Raw genomic sequence first — 15,463 nt, forward strand, 5'->3', positions numbered from 1 at the left:
CGCGGGGGCTGGAACACAAAAACAATTCGAGTGAATACATGAACATGCCAATTGCCAAAGCCGTGCTCAACCCTGTGCTGGACCCGCTGGAAACCGCCAGCATCGACGAGCTGCGCCAGCATCAGCTGGAACGCCTGCGCTGGAGCGTGAACCACGCCTACAACAACGTGCCGCTGTATCGTCAGCGTTTCGATGCGCTGGGCGTGCACCCGGATGACATCAAATCCCTGGATGACCTGGCGAAGTTTCCCTTCACCACCAAATCCGACCTGCGCGACAACTACCCTTACGGCATGTTTGCCGTACCGATGCACGACATCGTGCGATTGCACGCGTCCAGCGGCACCACTGGCAAACCGACCGTGGTCGGCTACACCCAGAACGACATCGACACCTGGGCCAATGTGGTGGCCCGTTCGATCCGTGCTGCCGGTGGCCGCCGTGGCGACAAAGTGCACATTTCCTACGGCTACGGCCTGTTCACCGGCGGCCTCGGCGCGCACTACGGCGCCGAACGCCTGGGTTGCACCGTGATTCCGATGTCCGGTGGCCAGACTGAAAAGCAAGTGCAATTGATCAAGGATTTCCAGCCGGACATCATCATGGTCACGCCGTCCTACATGCTCAACATCGCCGATGAGATCGAGCGCCAGGGCATCGACCCGCACAAACTGGCCCTGCGCCTGGGCATCTTCGGCGCCGAACCGTGGACCGCCGAACTGCGCAGCGCTATCGAGGCACGCCTGGGCATCACCGCGCTGGACATCTACGGCCTGTCGGAAATCATGGGGCCAGGTGTCGCCATGGAATGCGCCGAAACCAAGGACGGCCCGACCATCTGGGAAGACCATTTCTACCCGGAAATCATCGACCCGGTCACTGGCGAAGTCCTGCCAGACGGCCAGATGGGCGAACTGGTGTTCACCTCCCTGAGCAAAGAAGCCCTGCCGATGATCCGCTACCGCACCCGCGACCTGACCCGCCTGCTGCCGGGCACCGCGCGGCCGATGCGACGCATCGACAAAATCACCGGACGCAGCGATGACATGCTGATCATTCGCGGGGTCAACGTGTTCCCGACGCAGATTGAAGAACAGGTCCTGAAAGTCAAACAACTTGCCGAGTGTTATGAGATCCATCTGTATCGCAATGGCAACCTGGACAGCGTGGATGTGCATGTCGAACTCAAGGCAGAGCACCAGCACCTGAGTGACGAACAACAGAAGGCTGTTTGCGGGGAATTGAGCAAACACATCAAGACGTATATCGGCATCAGCTCGCGGATTGTCTTGCAGCCGTTCCATTCGATCAAACGCTCGGAAGGCAAGGCCTGCCACGTACTGGACAAACGTCCGAAAGCATGACTGCTGCACCCTTTTCAGCCCCGCTTTTGCGGGGCTTTTTTTTGGGCGCACGGAAGATGATCGTTCCCACGCTCCGCGTGGGAATACCGCCGGGGACGCTCTGCGTCCCGCAGTCGCCGCCTGCGCAACGGTGACGCGGAGCGTCACGGGATGCATTCCCACGCGGAGCGTGGGAACGATCAATCGAAAGCGATACAAAAAACAAACGCGACACGTCATTTTATGTTTGATAATAATTTCTGTATCGCTTATAAAGTTCTCCATGCCCCAGAACAGATTTCAAGGCGGGAACAAAAAATGTACGCACAGCTCGTAGAAACCGGCGTCAAGCGCATCAAGGACCTCTCGGAAATGTCCGAACAGGAACGCGCCTTCCAGGAAAAAATCGATTCAGAAATCAAGATCGAAGCCAAGAACTGGATGCCAGATGCCTACCGCCAGACCCTGATCCGGCAGATTTCCCAACACGCCCACTCCGAAATCGTTGGCATGCTGCCCGAAGGCAATTGGGTCACCCGCGCGCCGACGCTCAAACGCAAACTGCAACTGATGGCCAAGATCCAGGACGAAGCCGGCCACGGCCTGTACCTGTACAGCGCCATGGAAACCCTCGGCGCCGACCGTGATGAAGAAATCGCCAAACTGCACAGCGGCAAGGCCAAGTATTCGAGCATCTTCAATTACCCGACGCTGAACTGGGCCGACATGGGCGCGGTGGGCTGGCTGGTCGACGGTGCCGCGATCGTCAACCAGGTGGTGTTGCAGCGCACCTCGTACGGCCCCTACTCCCGGGCCATGGTGCGCATCTGCAAGGAAGAGAGCTTCCACCAGCGCCAGGGCTACGAAATTCTTCTGACCATGATGCGCCACGGTAATCAGGCGCAAAAAGACATGGTCCAGGACGCGATCAATCGTCTGTGGTGGCCGTCGCTGATGATGTTTGGCCCGAGCGACGAACACTCGCCGAACAGCGCGCAATCGATGGCCTGGAAAATCAAGCGCCAGAGCAACGATGAACTGCGCCAGCGCTTCATCGACCAAACCATCCCGCAACTGGAACTGCTGGGCTGCACCTGCCCCGATCCGGACCTGAAGTGGAATGCCGAACGCGGTCACTACGATTTTGGCGAAATCCAATGGAGCGAATTCTACGAAGTGCTCAAGGGCAACGGTCCGTGCAACACCGAACGCGTTGCCACCCGCCGCAAGGCGATTGAAGACGGTGCCTGGGTACGTGAAGCCGCCGTCGCCCACGCCCGCAAAAAACAAAACAAGAACGCCGCCTGATTCGGCCACCTGATGTGGAGTAATTGAAATGTCCGAGTGGACCCTCTTCGAAGTCTTCGTGCGCAGCAAGCACGGCCTCAACCACAAGCACGTCGGCAGCGTGCATGCCGCCGACACCACCATGGCCATCGAGAACGCACGCGAGCTCTACACCCGTCGCAGCGAAGGCGTGAGCCTGTGGGTGGTGCCTTCAGCCCTGATCACCGCTTCGTCGCCGGATGAAAAAGACCCGCTGTTCGACCCGTCGGACGACAAGGTCTACCGCCACGCCAGCTTCTACGAGTTGCCGGCCGAAGTCGGGCACATGTGAGGTCGACCATGGACAACAAGACTGATTTGATCGAATACCTGTTGCGTCTTGGCGACAGCGCCCTGATCCAGGGGCAGCGCCTGTGCCAATGGTGTGGCAAGGCCCCGGCGCTGGAAGAAGAGTTGGCGCTGATGAACGTCGGCCTCGACCTGGTGGGCCAGGCGCGCAACTGGCTGGAATACGCCGCCCAATTGCTTGGTGACGGCCGCGATGCCGATCACCTGGCGTTTCGTCGCGATGAGCGCGCTTACCGCAACCTGCTGCTGGTGGAACAACCCAACGGCGACTTCGCAGTGACCATGCTCAAGCAGTTCCTCTATGACGCCTGGCATTTGCCGGTGCTGCAGGGTCTGAGCCAGTCCAGCGACGAACGCATCGCCGGGATCGCCGCCAAGGCAGTGAAGGAAGTGACCTATCACCTGCGCCGCTCCGGCGAATGGGTCGAGCGTATGGGTGACGGCACCGAGGAAAGCCACAAGCGCATGCTCGCGGCAATCCCCGAAGTCTGGCGCTTCACTGTAGAACTGATCGCCGCCGACGACAGCGAACAGCGCCTGTGCGAAGCCGGCATCACCCCGGACATCGCCAGCGTCGCCGCGCAGTGGCAAGCCAAGGTCAACGAAATCTTCACCAGCGCCACCCTGCCCGTACCCGCCGCGCCGAGCTATTTCTATCTGAATGCGCGCAAGGGCCTGCACAGCGAACACTTGGGCATTCTGCTGGCCGAGATGCAGTTCCTGCCACGAGCGTACCCCGATGCAACCTGGTGAGCTGATCGCCAGCGACCTCGGCGCCCGGCCGGCGCAACCGTCCGACCTGGCTGCCGCCTGGGCGATTCTGGCCGGGGTCATGGACCCGGAAGTCCCGGTGGTCAGCGTGGTCGACCTGGGCATTGTCCGCGATCTGGGCTGGCAGGCCGGGCACCTTCACGTTGTGGTCACGCCGACGTACTCCGGTTGCCCGGCCACCGAAGTGATCGAGAGCGATATCCGTGATGCCCTGGAGCTCGCCGGATTCAAGGCGCCACAGCTGGAACGCAAATTGACCCCGGCCTGGACCACCGACTGGATCAGCGACAGTGGGCGCGAACGCCTGCGCGCCTACGGCATCGCCCCGCCCGAGGGCAGCACCAGCAAGCGCAGCCTGCTCGGCGAAAGCCCGCAGGTTGTATGCCCGCAATGCGGCAGCGCCCACACCGAGGTGCTCAGCGAGTTCGGTTCCACCGCGTGCAAGGCGCTGTACCGCTGCGTCGATTGCCGGGAACCGTTCGACTATTTCAAGTGCATCTGAGCGGCGAATCGGCCGTCCCAGCTGGAGAACAACAATGAGCAAATTTCACAGCCTGACCATCAAGGATGTACGCGCCGAAACCCGTGACGCGGTGTCCATCGCCTTCGAAATTCCGCAGCACTTGCAGGACAGTTTTCACTTCACCCAGGGCCAGCACCTTGTGATGCGTACCCAACTGGACGGCGAAGAAGTGCGTCGCTCCTATTCGATCTGCACCGGGGTCAACGACGGTGAACTGCGCATCGCCGTCAAGCGTGTGGCCGGTGGACGCTTTTCGGCGTTTGCCAACGAGCAGCTCAAGGCCGGCCACACGCTGGAGGTGATGCCTCCGGCCGGGCATTTCTGCGTCGAACTCGACCCGGCGCGTCATGGCAACTATCTGGCCGTGGCCGCCGGCAGTGGCATCACGCCGATCCTGTCGATCATCAAGACCACCCTGGAAACCGAACCCCACAGCCGCGTCACCCTGTTGTACGGCAATCGCTCCAGCTCCGGCGCGCTGTTTCGCGAACAGCTCGAAGACCTGAAAAACCGCTACCTGCAACGACTTAACCTGATCTTCGTGTTCAGCCGCGAGCAACAGGACGTCGACCTGTACAACGGCCGGATCAACGCCGAGAAATGCGAGCAACTGTTCAGCCGTTGGCTCGATGTCAAGGCGCTCGACGCCGCTTTCATCTGTGGTCCGCAGGAGATGACCGAGACCGTGCGTGATGGTCTCAAGGCCAAGGGCATGCAACCTGAACGCATCCATTTCGAACTGTTCGCCGCCGCCGGCAGCCAGCAAAAACGCGAAGCCCGTGAAGCGGCGCGCCAGGTGGATTCAGCGGTCAGCCAAATCACCGTGATCAGCGACGGCCGCGCCCTGGCCTTCGACCTGCCGCGTAACAGCCAGAGCATCCTCGATGCGGGCAATGCCCAGGGCGCCGAGCTGCCTTATTCGTGCAAGGCCGGCGTGTGCTCGACCTGCAAATGCAAGGTGATCGAAGGCGAAGTGGAAATGGACAGCAACCACGCTCTGGAAGACTACGAAGTGGCCGCCGGTTATGTGCTGTCGTGCCAGGCCTTCCCGATCAGCGACAAGGTGGTGCTGGATTTCGACCAGCTCTGATATCAGGCGCCACACCAAACCCTGTGGGAGCGGGCTTGCCCGCGATGAGGCCATCAGATTCAACATCACTGGTGACTGATCCATCGTTATCGCGGGCAAGCCCGCTCCCACAGTTTTAGCGATAGACCCGAAATACTGTTTCACCCCAAAACAAAAACAACAAAGGAGAGCGCGTCATGACACCCCAAGACATAGAACTCATCCGCCAGCACCCCGACTTCATTCAACTGGTGCGGCGCAAGCAGACGCTGTACTGGTCGCTGTCGCTGATCATGCTGGTGATCTACTTCGGCTTCGTGTTGCTGGTCGCGTTCTCCCCCGCCACCCTCGGCCAATCCCTGAGCGGCGGCGTGACCACCGTGGGCATGCTGGTGGGTGTGGTCATCGTTGTGCTGGCCTTTGCCCTGACCGGTTTCTATGTCTATCGCGCCAACAACGTGATCGACCCGCTGAACGAAAAACTCAAGCGGGAGTGCGCCCGATGAGCCGTCTTCTCGCGTTGTTCCTGTTGCCGCTGGCGGTGGTCACTGATCTGGCGGTGGCCGCCGATGGCGTGTCCCGCCCGCTCAACTGGAATGCCATTGGCATGTTCCTGGTGTTCGTGCTGTTCACCCTCGGCGTGACACGCTGGGCGGCACTGCGCACCCGCTCCGCCAGCGATTTCTATACGGCTGGCGGCGGCATGACGGGTTTTCAGAACGGCCTGGCGATTGCCGGTGACATGATCTCGGCTGCCTCGTTCCTCGGCATTTCCGCGATGATGTTCCTCAATGGCTACGACGGCCTGCTCTACGCATTGGGCGTGCTCGCGGGCTGGCCGATCATCCTGTTCCTGATTGCCGAACGCCTGCGCAACCTGGGCAAATACACCTTCGCCGACGTGGTCTCCTATCGACTGGAACAAACCCCGGTGCGCCTGACGTCGGCATTCGGCACCCTGACCGTGGCGCTGATGTACCTGGTGGCGCAGATGGTCGGCGCTGGCAAGCTGATCGAATTGCTGTTCGGCATCGACTACCTCTACGCCGTGATGCTGGTCGGCGTATTGATGGTGTTCTACGTGACCTTCGGCGGCATGCTCGCCACCACGTGGGTGCAGATCATCAAGGCGGTGATGCTGCTGTTCGGCACCAGTTTCATGGCGTTCATGGTGCTCAAGCACTTCGGTTTCAGCACCGAAGCGATGTTTGCCGGCGCCACTGCCGTGCATGCCAAGGGCGGCGCGATCATGGCACCCGGCGGTTTGCTGTCGAACCCGATCGACGCAATTTCCTTAGGGCTTGGCATGATGTTCGGCACTGCCGGCCTGCCGCACATCCTGATGCGTTTCTTCACCGTCAGCGATGCCAAGGAAGCGCGTAAAAGCGTGTTCTACGCCACCGGTTTCATCGGTTACTTCTACTTGCTGCTGATCATCGTCGGCTTCGGCGCCATCGTCATGGTCGGCACCGACCCGGCATTCCGTGACGCCAGTGGCGCGATCATCGGCGGTGGCAACATGGTCGCCGTGCACCTGGCCCAGGCCGTTGGCGGCAACCTGTTCCTCGGTTTCATCTCGGCGGTGGCCTTCGCCACCATTCTGGCGGTGGTTGCCGGGCTGGCACTGTCCGGCGCCTCGGCGGTGTCCCATGACCTGTATGCCTGCGTGATGCGCAAGGGCCAGGCCAGCGAACAGCAAGAGATGCGCGTGTCGCGAATCGCCACCCTGTGCATCGGCGTGCTGGCGATCATCCTCGGCCTACTGTTCGAGTCGCAGAACATTGCCTTCCTCTCCGGCCTGGTGCTGGCCATCGCCGCCTCGGTGAATTTCCCGGTGCTGTTCCTTTCGATGTACTGGAAAGGCCTGACCACTCGTGGCGCAGTGCTCGGCAGCCTGGCTGGCCTGGTCTCGGCGATTGTCCTGCTGGTACTGAGCCCGGCCGTGTGGGTCAACGTCATGCATCACGACAAGGCACTGTTCCCGTATTCCAACCCGGCGCTGTTTTCCATGAGCCTGGCGTTCTTCAGCGCCTGGCTGTTTTCCGTCACCGACCAGTCACCCCGTGCAGCCCTTGAACGCGGCCGTTATCTGGCGCAGTTCATCCGTTCCATGACCGGTATCGGCGCCTCGGGCGCCAGCCAGCACTGATCCTCTTTTGACCGGCGCGGCTCGAACCGCGCCAGACACTGACCATACCCGGAGCAATCCTGATGTCCTCCTCAACTGCACCGCATGCCCCAACCCTGCAAAGCTTCATCGCCGGCCGCTGGCTCGGCCAACACGGCGCGCAAGTCCTGCGCAGTGCCATCGACGGCCACGATATTGCGTACACCCATGAAGAGCGCCCGGACTTCGCCGAAGCCATCGAGCACGGTCGCCGCCAGGGCATCAGTGGCCTGATGGCGCTGGACTTCCAGCAACGCGCCCAACGTCTCAAGGCGTTGGCTCTGTACTTGAGCGAGCGCAAGGAACAGCTCTACGCGATTTCCCACCACAGTGGCGCCACCCGCGCCGACAGCTGGATCGACATCGAGGGCGGCAACAGCACGCTGTTCACCTACGCCAGCCTCGGCTCGCGGGAACTGCCGTCGGGCAACGTCGTCCATGAAGGCCCGGCGATGCAGCTGAGCAAAATGGGCACCTTCGCCGGCACCCACATCCTGGTGCCTCGTGGTGGCCTGGCGGTGCACATCAATGCGTTCAACTTCCCGATCTGGGGCATGCTCGAAAAGTTTGCCCCGAGCTTCCTCGCCGGCATGCCGTGCATCGTCAAGCCGGCCAGCGCCACCAGCTACCTGACCGAAGCCGTAGTGCGACTGATGGACGAATCCGGTCTGTTGCCGGCCGGCAGCCTGCAATTGATCATCGGCGGCACCGGCGACCTGCTCGACCGCCTGCAAGGCCAGGACGTGGTGACCTTCACCGGTTCGGCCGATACCGCGGCCAAGCTGCGGGTCAACCCGAACCTGATTCGCAATTCGGTGCCGTTCAATGCCGAAGCCGACTCGCTGAACTGCGCGATCCTCGCCCCGGACGTGACCCCGGATGACGAAGAGTTCGAGCTGTTCATCAAGGAAGTCGCCAGGGAAATGACCACCAAGGCCGGGCAGAAATGCACCGCCATCCGCCGCGCCATCGTCCCGGCCAAACACATCGATGCGGTTGCCACCCGCCTGCGCGATCGCCTGGCCAAAGTGGTGGTCGGCGACCCGTCGGTGGAAGGCGTGCGCATGGGTGCGCTGGCGTCCCACGACCAGCAGAAGGACGTGACTGAACGTCTGCAAGCGCTGTTGCAGAGCAGCGACATGCTGTTTGGCGCGCGCGATGGCTTTGAACCGCGTGGTGAAAAAGTCGACAAAGGCGCGTTCTTCGCGCCAACCCTGTTGCAGGCCCGCGACCCGCATGCCGAGGGCGGCGCCCACGATATCGAAGCGTTCGGCCCGGTCAGCACCTTGATGGCCTACGATGATCTGGATGAAGCCTTGGCCCTGGCTGCACGCGGCAAAGGCAGCCTGGTGGCCAGTTTGATCACCAAGGATCCGCACATCGCCGCCAAAGCCATTCCGGTGGCGGCTGCGTTGCACGGTCGGTTACTGGTGCTGGACCGTGAGTCCGCTGGCGAATCCACCGGTCACGGCTCGCCGCTGCCGCAACTCAAGCATGGCGGTCCGGGCCGCGCCGGTGGCGGTGAAGAACTCGGTGGCCTGCGTGCGGTGAAACACTACCTGCAACGCGCGGCGGTTCAAGGTTCGCCAACCATGCTGGCGGCGGTCACCGGCGAGTACGTGCGCGGTGCCAAGGTCATCGAAACCGAAGTGCATCCGTTCCGTCGATACTTCCAGGACCTGCAGATCGGCGAATCGCTGCTGACTCACCGCCGCACGGTGACCGAGGCCGATCTGGTGAACTTCGGCTGCCTGTCGGGCGACCACTTCTACATGCACTTCGACGAGATCGCCGCCAAGGAATCGCAATTCGGCAAGCGCATTGCCCACGGTTACTTCGTGCTGTCGGCGGCAGCCGGGCTGTTTGTGTCGCCTGCGCCGGGGCCGGTGTTGGCCAACTATGGCCTGGACACCTTGCGCTTCATCAACCCGGTGGGCATCGGCGACACCATCCAGGCGCGCCTGACCTGCAAACGCAAGATCGACCAGGGCAAGAAGAGCCCTCAAGGAATTCCGCAAGGCGTGGTGGCGTGGGATGTGGAGGTGACCAACCAACTCGGCGAACTGGTGGCCAGCTATGACATTTTAACGTTGGTTGTAAAACGCGAAGACTGACCTCGCACCATTGACTGATCGTTCCCACGCAGAGCGTGGGAACGATCGTGAAAGGCTCAGTGCCTGCGCAACCACTCGATAAACAGCGCAAACAATTCCGACTGCGACCCCACCTCCAGCTTCAGGTACAGGTTCTTGCGGTGCATGCGCACGGTTTCCGGCGAGATGCCCATCTGGCTGGCCGTAGACTTCACCGAATGCCCGCGCAGGACCATGTGCGCCACTTGCCGCTCGCGCTCGGTCAGCAAATCGCTGCCGAAATGCTCGAAAGCCGACTGCACTCGATGCTTGAGATCATCGCGTTGGCCCTGATCCTGGTCGCACTGGATCTCGCGACTGCGCAGCATCCCGCGCTGGCTGAATTCACTGATGAATTCACGCACCAGCGGTTCCACGGCGCGCAGCAGATTCAATTGCTCGGCGCACAGGCACTCACCGCCGAAACCCTGAAACAGGCTGAGTGAAATCTTCGTGTCATTGCCGGTATCGACGATGTAGTAGCTGTCTTCGGAACAGCCCGCGTTCAGGTAATAAGTCTTGTAGTAGTCGCTGTCGAAGAAGTGGTCCGGGGCGATTTCTTCCAGGTGATAGAACCCTTGCGCCAGCCCCTGCTCCACCGCCAGGCAGAACGGGTCGAGCAAATAGCCCCCGGCAAAATAACGCTCAAGAATCGACACCTGATATTCCTGGGCAATCCCGCGCTGATGCAGCAACTGTGGCACGCGGTCCTTGCGCTCCAGGCTGATCATCATCGACTCGACGCCCGCCAGTTGCGCCAACGCGGATGCCAGGTGTTGCAGGGCGTCAGGCTCATCGATATGGGCGAATGCCTCGCGCATTCCCCCATGCCATTTGTGCAATGCCCCGAAGGGTATGGCGATCAGCGTATTGTCGTCTGGTTTGCTCATGCCCCGCAGTCTAGCGGCTGCGCAAGCCCTTGGTAACAGCTTGATCGACGAAATCATTGGCCCGCGTACTGGCCGTTCGCTGAAAGTTCGGCCGCCACCTCCAGGATGCACACCCGCAGGGTCTCGACGATCTCATCGACTTGCGCATAGGTGAGGATCAACGGCGGCGACATGACGTTGAGGTGCATGATCGGCCGCACCAGCAAGCCTTTGGCCTGGGCCCGCGAATGGATTTTCTCGCCAATGTTGATCTCGTGGGCAAACAGTTCCTTGGTGCGTTTGTCCGCGACAAACTCCACGCACGCCATCAGCTTCATGCAGCGCACATCGCCCACCAACGGCAAGTCCCGCAGCGTCGCCAGACGTTGTTCCAGATAGCCGCCGACATCCTCGACATGGGCCAGCAGGTTTTCCCGTTCGATGATTTCGATGTTCTTCAGCGCCGCCGTGCAGCACACCGGATGACCGCTGTAGGTGAAACCGTGGGTGAAACAACGGCCCTTGCCCGGTTCGGCGATGACCTTCCAGATGCGCTCGGAAAAAATGCACGCGCCCAGCGGCAGGTAAGCTGAGGTCAGGCCCTTGGCAGTGGTGATGATGTCGGGTTGCACATCGAACACATCGAGGGAGGCGAAGAACTTGCCCAGGCGTCCGAACGAAGTCACCACTTCGTCGGCGACGAACAGAATGTCGTAGCGCTGGCAGACTTCCCACATGCGCTTGAGATAGCCCTTGGGCGCAATGATCACCCCGCCCGAGCCCATCACTGGTTCGGCGAAGAAACCCGCGACCTTGTCAGCGCCAATCGACTGGATCTTGTCTTCGAATTCCTTGATCAGAAATTCGAGAAACTGCGCCTCATCCATGCCGTCTGGAGCACGGTACGGGTTGGGGTTGGAGACGTGATGAATCAGCGGGTTGGCGTAATCGAACTCCGGCACCCGGTCGGCAGCCTTGTTGCCGATCGACATGGTCAGTGTGGTAGAGCCGTGGTACGCGTTGAAGCGCGCAATGATGTGCTTCTTTTGCGGTTTTCCACGGCAGTTCTGGTAGTACTGGATCAGTCGGTACGCGGTGTCCACAGCGGTGGAGCCGCCGGTGGTCAGGAACACGTGATCGAGATCCCCCGGCGCCAGGCTGGCGAGCTTCTCGCAGAGCTCGATGGCGACGTTGTTCGACATGTCGGAAAACGGATTCGAATAGGCCAATTGCCGTACCTGGTCAGCGATGGCGTCGGCCATTTCTTCACGCCCCAGGCCGATATTCGTGCACCACATGCCACCCACTGCATCGAGGAAGCGGTTGCCCTGGGTGTCATAGATGTAGGCGCCGTCTCCGGCGACGATGTTCAGCGAACCCTGTTCGGCGTGCTCGTCGAACACGTGATAGCCGTGCATATGGTGGGCCTTGTCGGCTTTGACCAGCCGGGATTCATCCGCTGGGGAAAAAACGCTGCGTGTTGGCGTCGCCATAAGTAAACCTCTAACCGAATTGACTAACGTTCGAACCAATCAAATGCCGCTCTTGACGGTGCTCCAGACCCGGGTCATGGCCCGCATGTCCTTGCCGTCCTGAGTCTTCTGCGGAAACAGCCGTTCGCGGGTTTCGGCATCAGGGTAAATCGCCGGGTTGTTGCGTACATCGGCCTTCAACAAAGGCGTGGCCGCGGCGTTGCTGTTGGCGTAATGGATGTAGTCGGTGACGTCCGCCATCACCTGCGGCTGCATCAGGTACTCCAGGAACTTGTGGGCATTGGCGACGTGGGGCGCGTCGGCCGGGATGTAAAGGTTGTCGAACCAGATCAACGAACCTTCCTTGGGAATGAAGTAGGACAGGTTGATGTTCAACCTGGCTTCTTCGGCGCGGGCCATGGCTGTGGCGTAATCGCCGGACCAGGTCATGGCCATGCACACGTCGCCGTTGGGCAGGCTGGTCAGGTAATTGACCGAGTCGAATTTGCGAATGTATGGCCGCACCGACAACAGCAGTTCCTGCGCGGCTTTCAGGTCCTCTGGCTTGGCGCTGCGAGGATCGCGGCCAAGGTATTTGAGGGCCAGCGGAATCACTTCGGTCGGCGCATCGACCAGGGTCACACCACAATCGGCGAAGCGCGAGACAATTTTCGGATCGAAAATCATCGCCAGCGAACCGATGGGCGCGTCCGGCATGCGCTCCTTGATCTTGTCGACGTTGTAGGTGATGCCATTGCTGCCCCAGGTATAGGGCGCGGAATACATCGTGCCGGGGTCGAAACCTTGCAGGTCCTGCAAGATTTTCGGATCGAGGTTGGTCCAACTCGGCAGCAGTTTCTTGTCCAGTGGCTGGAACACCTTGGCCTGGATCAGCGGCGGTGCGAGGGACGCGTTGAGCACGATCAGGTCATAGCCGGAGTGCCCGGTGAGCAACTTGGCCTGCACCGTTTCGTAAGCATCAAAGGTGTCGTAGATGACTTTGATGCCGGTGGCTTTTTCGAAATCGGCGAGGGTTTTCTCGCCGATGTAATCCGCCCAGTTATAGAGCCGCAGCGTGTTGCTGTCGTTTACCTCGGCGGCGTAGGCATTCAGGGTCAGTGGTACAACAAACAGACTGGAAATCACCTTAAGCAGTGTCTTGCCCATAGCAAATGCACCTTATCAAGCGAGTTCGGCTCTGGATGAGCGGATGTACCTACTATTGGCGGATTCACAGGTCGGCACCATACCCCGAATGGGTGTGAACACCCGATGGGCCGGCGACATGGCAAAAAGCATCAGCCCGGTTGACCCGTTTTGGCATAGCGGCAGGGTTTGCCTGACGCTTAAAGTGCCCGTTGAACCGACTCGCCAAGAGCGCGCCATGACCGACCTGATCAAACAAGAACACCGCGATGGCGTGCTGACGCTGACCATCGACCGCCCGGACAAGCTCAACGCGCTGACCAACAGCATGTACACGCGGCTGGCCGACCTGTTGCTTACCGCGAATGAAGACGATGCCGTGGGGGCGATCATCATCACCGGCGGCCCGAACTGTTTTACCAGTGGCAACGACCTGGTGGACTTCCTGCAGGAACCGCCGAAGCACCTGGACAGCCCCGCGTTTCGCCTGATGCGCGCCGTGACGCACCTGCAAAAGCCGTTGATCGCAGCAGTTTGCGGAGCGGCCATCGGTATCGGCACCACCCTGCTGTTGCATTGCGATCAGGTGCTGATTACGCGCGACGCCAAGCTGCGCACGCCGTTCGTCAATCTGGGTCTGTGCCCCGAATTTGGCGCCAGCCTGCTATTGCCTCGCCTGCTCGGCCATGCCCGTGCCGCGCGCCTGCTGCTATTGGGTGACAGCCTCGATGGCAGCGAAGCGGTGGCCTGGGGCCTGGCCAACCAAGCCTTCGATGACGGCGAACAGTGCCTGGCCGCGGCCGCCAAAATTGCCCAGCGCTTTTTGGCGATGCCTCAGCAAGCCTTGCGCCAATCCCGGCAATTGATAAAGCAGCCGGGTATGGAAGAACTGCAGGCCACCCTGCGCGAAGAAAACACGCTGTTCATCCAGCGCCTCAACAGCGAAGAGGCGAAAACAGCCTTGAATGCCCTGCTCAATCGCAGTACAGATAAGAATCCACCGAAAGGAGCCCAGTCATGAACACCCCGGACATCTTCGTAGTCAGCGCCGCCCGTACCGCCATCGGTACCTTCGGCGGTTCGCTCAAGGACGTGCCATTGGCCGACCTCGCGACCACCGCTGTGAAAGCCGCCCTGGAGCGGGCCGCCGTAGACCCGGCGCTCGTCGGCCATTTGGTGATGGGCAACGTGATCCCGACTGAAACCCGTGACGCCTATATTTCCCGGGTTGCCGCAATGAACGCCGGCATTCCCAAGGAAACCCCAGCCTACAACGTCAACCGCCTGTGCGGTTCGGGCCTGCAAGCGATCATCAACGCCGCGCAGACCCTGATGCTCGGCGACGCCGACATCGTCGTCGGTGCCGGTGCCGAATCCATGAGCCGTGGCCCGTACCTGATGCCAAGCGCCCGCTGGGGTTCGCGCATGGGCAACGCCCAGGTCATCGACTACATGCTCGGCATCCTGCATGACCCGTTCCATGGCATTCACATGGGCATCACCGCCGAAAACGTGGCCGCACGCAACGGCATCACCCGCGAGATGCAAGACGCCCTGGCCTTTGAAGACCAGAAACGCGCCGCCCACGCGATTGCCAACGGCTACTTCAGCGAACAAATCGCCACCGTGGAAATCCAGGATCGCAAGGGCACCAAGCTGTTCAGCGTCGACGAGCATCCGCGTGCCACCTCCCTGGAACAATTGGCCGGAATGAAGCCTGCGTTCAAGAAAGACGGTTCGGTGACTGCCGGCAACGCCTCGGGCCTGAACGACGGCGCCGCTGCCCTGGTCATGGCTACCGGCACCGCTGTCCAGGTCAATAACCTCAAGCCACTCGCGCGCCTGGTCAGCTACGCCCACGCCGGCGTCGAACCGGAACTGATGGGCCTCGGTCCGATCCCTGCCACGCGCCTGGCACTCAAACGCGCCGGCCTGACCGTCGCTGACCTGGACGTGGTCGAAGCCAACATCGCCTTCGCCGCCCAGGCCTGCGCGGTCAGCCAGGAACTCGACCTCGACCCGGCCAAAGTCAACCCGAACGGCTCGGGCATCGCCCTGGGCCACCCGGTCGGCGCCACTGGCGCGATCATCGCCACCAAAGCCATCCACGAACTGCACCGCACCAACGGCCGCTACGCGCTGGTGACCATGTGCATCGGTGGTGGTCAGGGGATTGCGGCGATTTTCGAGCGCGTCTAACCCCTTGCCGTAGGGGCTGTCGAGTGAAACCAGGCTGCGATCTTTTGACCTTGTCTTTATAAGGTCGCAGCCTGCGGCAGCTTCCACAGCACCGAGTGAAACCCGGATCCGACAACAGACTTTCGGTCAGCACGATG

Annotated in this window: 14 protein-coding genes; 11 read left to right on the forward strand and 3 right to left on the reverse strand. The window is 61.1% G+C overall.

Annotated features, from left to right (window positions below):
* Window positions 1-38 precede the first annotated feature (38 nt).
* The 9 genes from paaK (at window position 39) to paaZ (ending at window position 9,622) form a co-directional block, all read left to right on the forward strand.
* The gene (gene paaK / locus ASD60_RS15590; RefSeq protein WP_056854846.1) at window positions 39-1,364 is read left to right on the forward strand and encodes a phenylacetate--CoA ligase PaaK; all 1,326 of its coding nucleotides are present in this window, start codon (window positions 39-41) and stop codon (window positions 1,362-1,364) included.
* A 297-nt stretch (window positions 1,365-1,661) separates the two neighbouring features.
* A complete protein-coding gene (paaA, locus tag ASD60_RS15595) occupies window positions 1,662-2,651 on the forward strand; it encodes a 1,2-phenylacetyl-CoA epoxidase subunit PaaA (RefSeq protein ID WP_056854847.1) in 990 nt (329 codons plus the stop codon).
* Between the two features lie 28 nt (window positions 2,652-2,679).
* On the forward strand, window positions 2,680-2,961 hold the full coding sequence (paaB, locus tag ASD60_RS15600) for a 1,2-phenylacetyl-CoA epoxidase subunit PaaB (RefSeq protein ID WP_007943393.1): 282 nt from the start codon (window positions 2,680-2,682) through the stop codon (window positions 2,959-2,961).
* Between the two features lie 8 nt (window positions 2,962-2,969).
* The gene (gene paaC, locus ASD60_RS15605; RefSeq protein ID WP_056854848.1) at window positions 2,970-3,731 is read left to right on the forward strand and encodes a 1,2-phenylacetyl-CoA epoxidase subunit PaaC; all 762 of its coding nucleotides are present in this window, start codon (window positions 2,970-2,972) and stop codon (window positions 3,729-3,731) included.
* Window positions 3,718-4,251 carry a 1,2-phenylacetyl-CoA epoxidase subunit PaaD gene (gene paaD, locus ASD60_RS15610; protein WP_056854849.1) on the forward strand — a complete coding sequence of 178 codons (534 nt, stop codon included), beginning with the start codon at window positions 3,718-3,720 and terminating at the stop codon, window positions 4,249-4,251. The genes paaC and paaD overlap by 14 nt, the downstream gene beginning before the upstream one ends.
* A 34-nt stretch (window positions 4,252-4,285) precedes the next feature.
* Window positions 4,286-5,362, forward strand: coding sequence for a 1,2-phenylacetyl-CoA epoxidase subunit PaaE (gene paaE, locus ASD60_RS15615; RefSeq protein WP_056854850.1), 1,077 nt, complete (start codon window positions 4,286-4,288; stop codon window positions 5,360-5,362).
* A 176-nt stretch (window positions 5,363-5,538) separates the two neighbouring features.
* On the forward strand, window positions 5,539-5,847 hold the full coding sequence (locus ASD60_RS15620; RefSeq protein ID WP_056854851.1) for a DUF485 domain-containing protein: 309 nt from the start codon (window positions 5,539-5,541) through the stop codon (window positions 5,845-5,847).
* Complete coding sequence (locus ASD60_RS15625) at window positions 5,844-7,490, forward strand: cation acetate symporter (RefSeq protein WP_056854852.1); 1,647 nt, start codon at window positions 5,844-5,846, stop codon at window positions 7,488-7,490. The genes ASD60_RS15620 and ASD60_RS15625 overlap by 4 nt, the downstream gene beginning before the upstream one ends.
* A gap of 62 nt (window positions 7,491-7,552) precedes the next feature.
* Window positions 7,553-9,622, forward strand: a complete 2,070-nt coding sequence (gene paaZ / locus ASD60_RS15630; protein WP_056854853.1) for a phenylacetic acid degradation bifunctional protein PaaZ — start codon at window positions 7,553-7,555, stop codon at window positions 9,620-9,622.
* A 56-nt stretch (window positions 9,623-9,678) separates the two neighbouring features.
* Here paaZ and ASD60_RS15635 read toward each other — a convergent pair whose 3' ends face one another.
* From ASD60_RS15635 to ASD60_RS15645, 3 genes are read right to left on the reverse strand one after another with little or no spacing between them, the layout of a single operon-like run.
* Window positions 9,679-10,587, reverse strand: coding sequence for a LuxR C-terminal-related transcriptional regulator (locus ASD60_RS15635; protein WP_056854854.1), 909 nt, complete (start codon window positions 10,585-10,587; stop codon window positions 9,679-9,681).
* Entirely contained in the window at window positions 10,584-12,002 is a 1,419-nt protein-coding gene (locus ASD60_RS15640) for an aminotransferase (RefSeq protein WP_056854855.1), read from the reverse strand. Before ASD60_RS15640 ends, ASD60_RS15635 begins: the two co-directional genes overlap by 4 nt.
* Before the next feature lie 39 nt (window positions 12,003-12,041).
* The gene (locus tag ASD60_RS15645) at window positions 12,042-13,148 is read right to left on the reverse strand and encodes a polyamine ABC transporter substrate-binding protein (protein WP_056854856.1); all 1,107 of its coding nucleotides are present in this window, start codon (window positions 13,146-13,148) and stop codon (window positions 12,042-12,044) included.
* A gap of 217 nt (window positions 13,149-13,365) precedes the next feature.
* On the opposite strand from ASD60_RS15645, the gene ASD60_RS15650 reads away from it, so the two are divergent.
* Both ASD60_RS15650 and ASD60_RS15655 read left to right on the forward strand, forming a co-directional pair.
* Window positions 13,366-14,148 (forward strand): enoyl-CoA hydratase-related protein, encoded by a 783-nt coding sequence (locus tag ASD60_RS15650; RefSeq protein ID WP_056854857.1) that lies wholly within the window; start codon window positions 13,366-13,368, stop codon window positions 14,146-14,148.
* Complete coding sequence (locus ASD60_RS15655; RefSeq protein WP_056854858.1) at window positions 14,145-15,326, forward strand: acetyl-CoA C-acyltransferase family protein; 1,182 nt, start codon at window positions 14,145-14,147, stop codon at window positions 15,324-15,326. Before ASD60_RS15650 ends, ASD60_RS15655 begins: the two co-directional genes overlap by 4 nt.
* The last annotated feature ends 137 nt before the right edge of the window (window positions 15,327-15,463 follow it).

Origin of the sequence: Pseudomonas sp. Root562 (assembly GCF_001427125.1) — a bacterium.
In the GTDB taxonomy this organism is placed as follows: domain Bacteria; phylum Pseudomonadota; class Gammaproteobacteria; order Pseudomonadales; family Pseudomonadaceae; genus Aquipseudomonas.

What these genes read in the sequence shown, in the direction of transcription:
- paaK (WP_056854846.1), top strand. Translation starts at nt 39, where the DNA reads ATGAACATGCCAATTGCCAAAGCCGTGCTCAACCCTGTGCTGGACCCG.
- paaA (WP_056854847.1), top strand. Translation starts at nt 1,662, where the DNA reads ATGTACGCACAGCTCGTAGAAACCGGCGTCAAGCGCATCAAGGACCTC.
- paaB (WP_007943393.1), top strand. Translation starts at nt 2,680, where the DNA reads ATGTCCGAGTGGACCCTCTTCGAAGTCTTCGTGCGCAGCAAGCACGGC.
- paaC (WP_056854848.1), top strand. Translation starts at nt 2,970, where the DNA reads ATGGACAACAAGACTGATTTGATCGAATACCTGTTGCGTCTTGGCGAC.
- paaD (WP_056854849.1), top strand. Translation starts at nt 3,718, where the DNA reads ATGCAACCTGGTGAGCTGATCGCCAGCGACCTCGGCGCCCGGCCGGCG.
- paaE (WP_056854850.1), top strand. Translation starts at nt 4,286, where the DNA reads ATGAGCAAATTTCACAGCCTGACCATCAAGGATGTACGCGCCGAAACC.
- ASD60_RS15620 (WP_056854851.1), top strand. Translation starts at nt 5,539, where the DNA reads ATGACACCCCAAGACATAGAACTCATCCGCCAGCACCCCGACTTCATT.
- ASD60_RS15625 (WP_056854852.1), top strand. Translation starts at nt 5,844, where the DNA reads ATGAGCCGTCTTCTCGCGTTGTTCCTGTTGCCGCTGGCGGTGGTCACT.
- paaZ (WP_056854853.1), top strand. Translation starts at nt 7,553, where the DNA reads ATGTCCTCCTCAACTGCACCGCATGCCCCAACCCTGCAAAGCTTCATC.
- ASD60_RS15635 (WP_056854854.1), bottom strand. Translation starts at nt 10,587, where the DNA reads ATGATTTCGTCGATCAAGCTGTTACCAAGGGCTTGCGCAGCCGCTAGA.
- ASD60_RS15640 (WP_056854855.1), bottom strand. Translation starts at nt 12,002, where the DNA reads ATGGCGACGCCAACACGCAGCGTTTTTTCCCCAGCGGATGAATCCCGG.
- ASD60_RS15645 (WP_056854856.1), bottom strand. Translation starts at nt 13,148, where the DNA reads ATGGGCAAGACACTGCTTAAGGTGATTTCCAGTCTGTTTGTTGTACCA.
- ASD60_RS15650 (WP_056854857.1), top strand. Translation starts at nt 13,366, where the DNA reads ATGACCGACCTGATCAAACAAGAACACCGCGATGGCGTGCTGACGCTG.
- ASD60_RS15655 (WP_056854858.1), top strand. Translation starts at nt 14,145, where the DNA reads ATGAACACCCCGGACATCTTCGTAGTCAGCGCCGCCCGTACCGCCATC.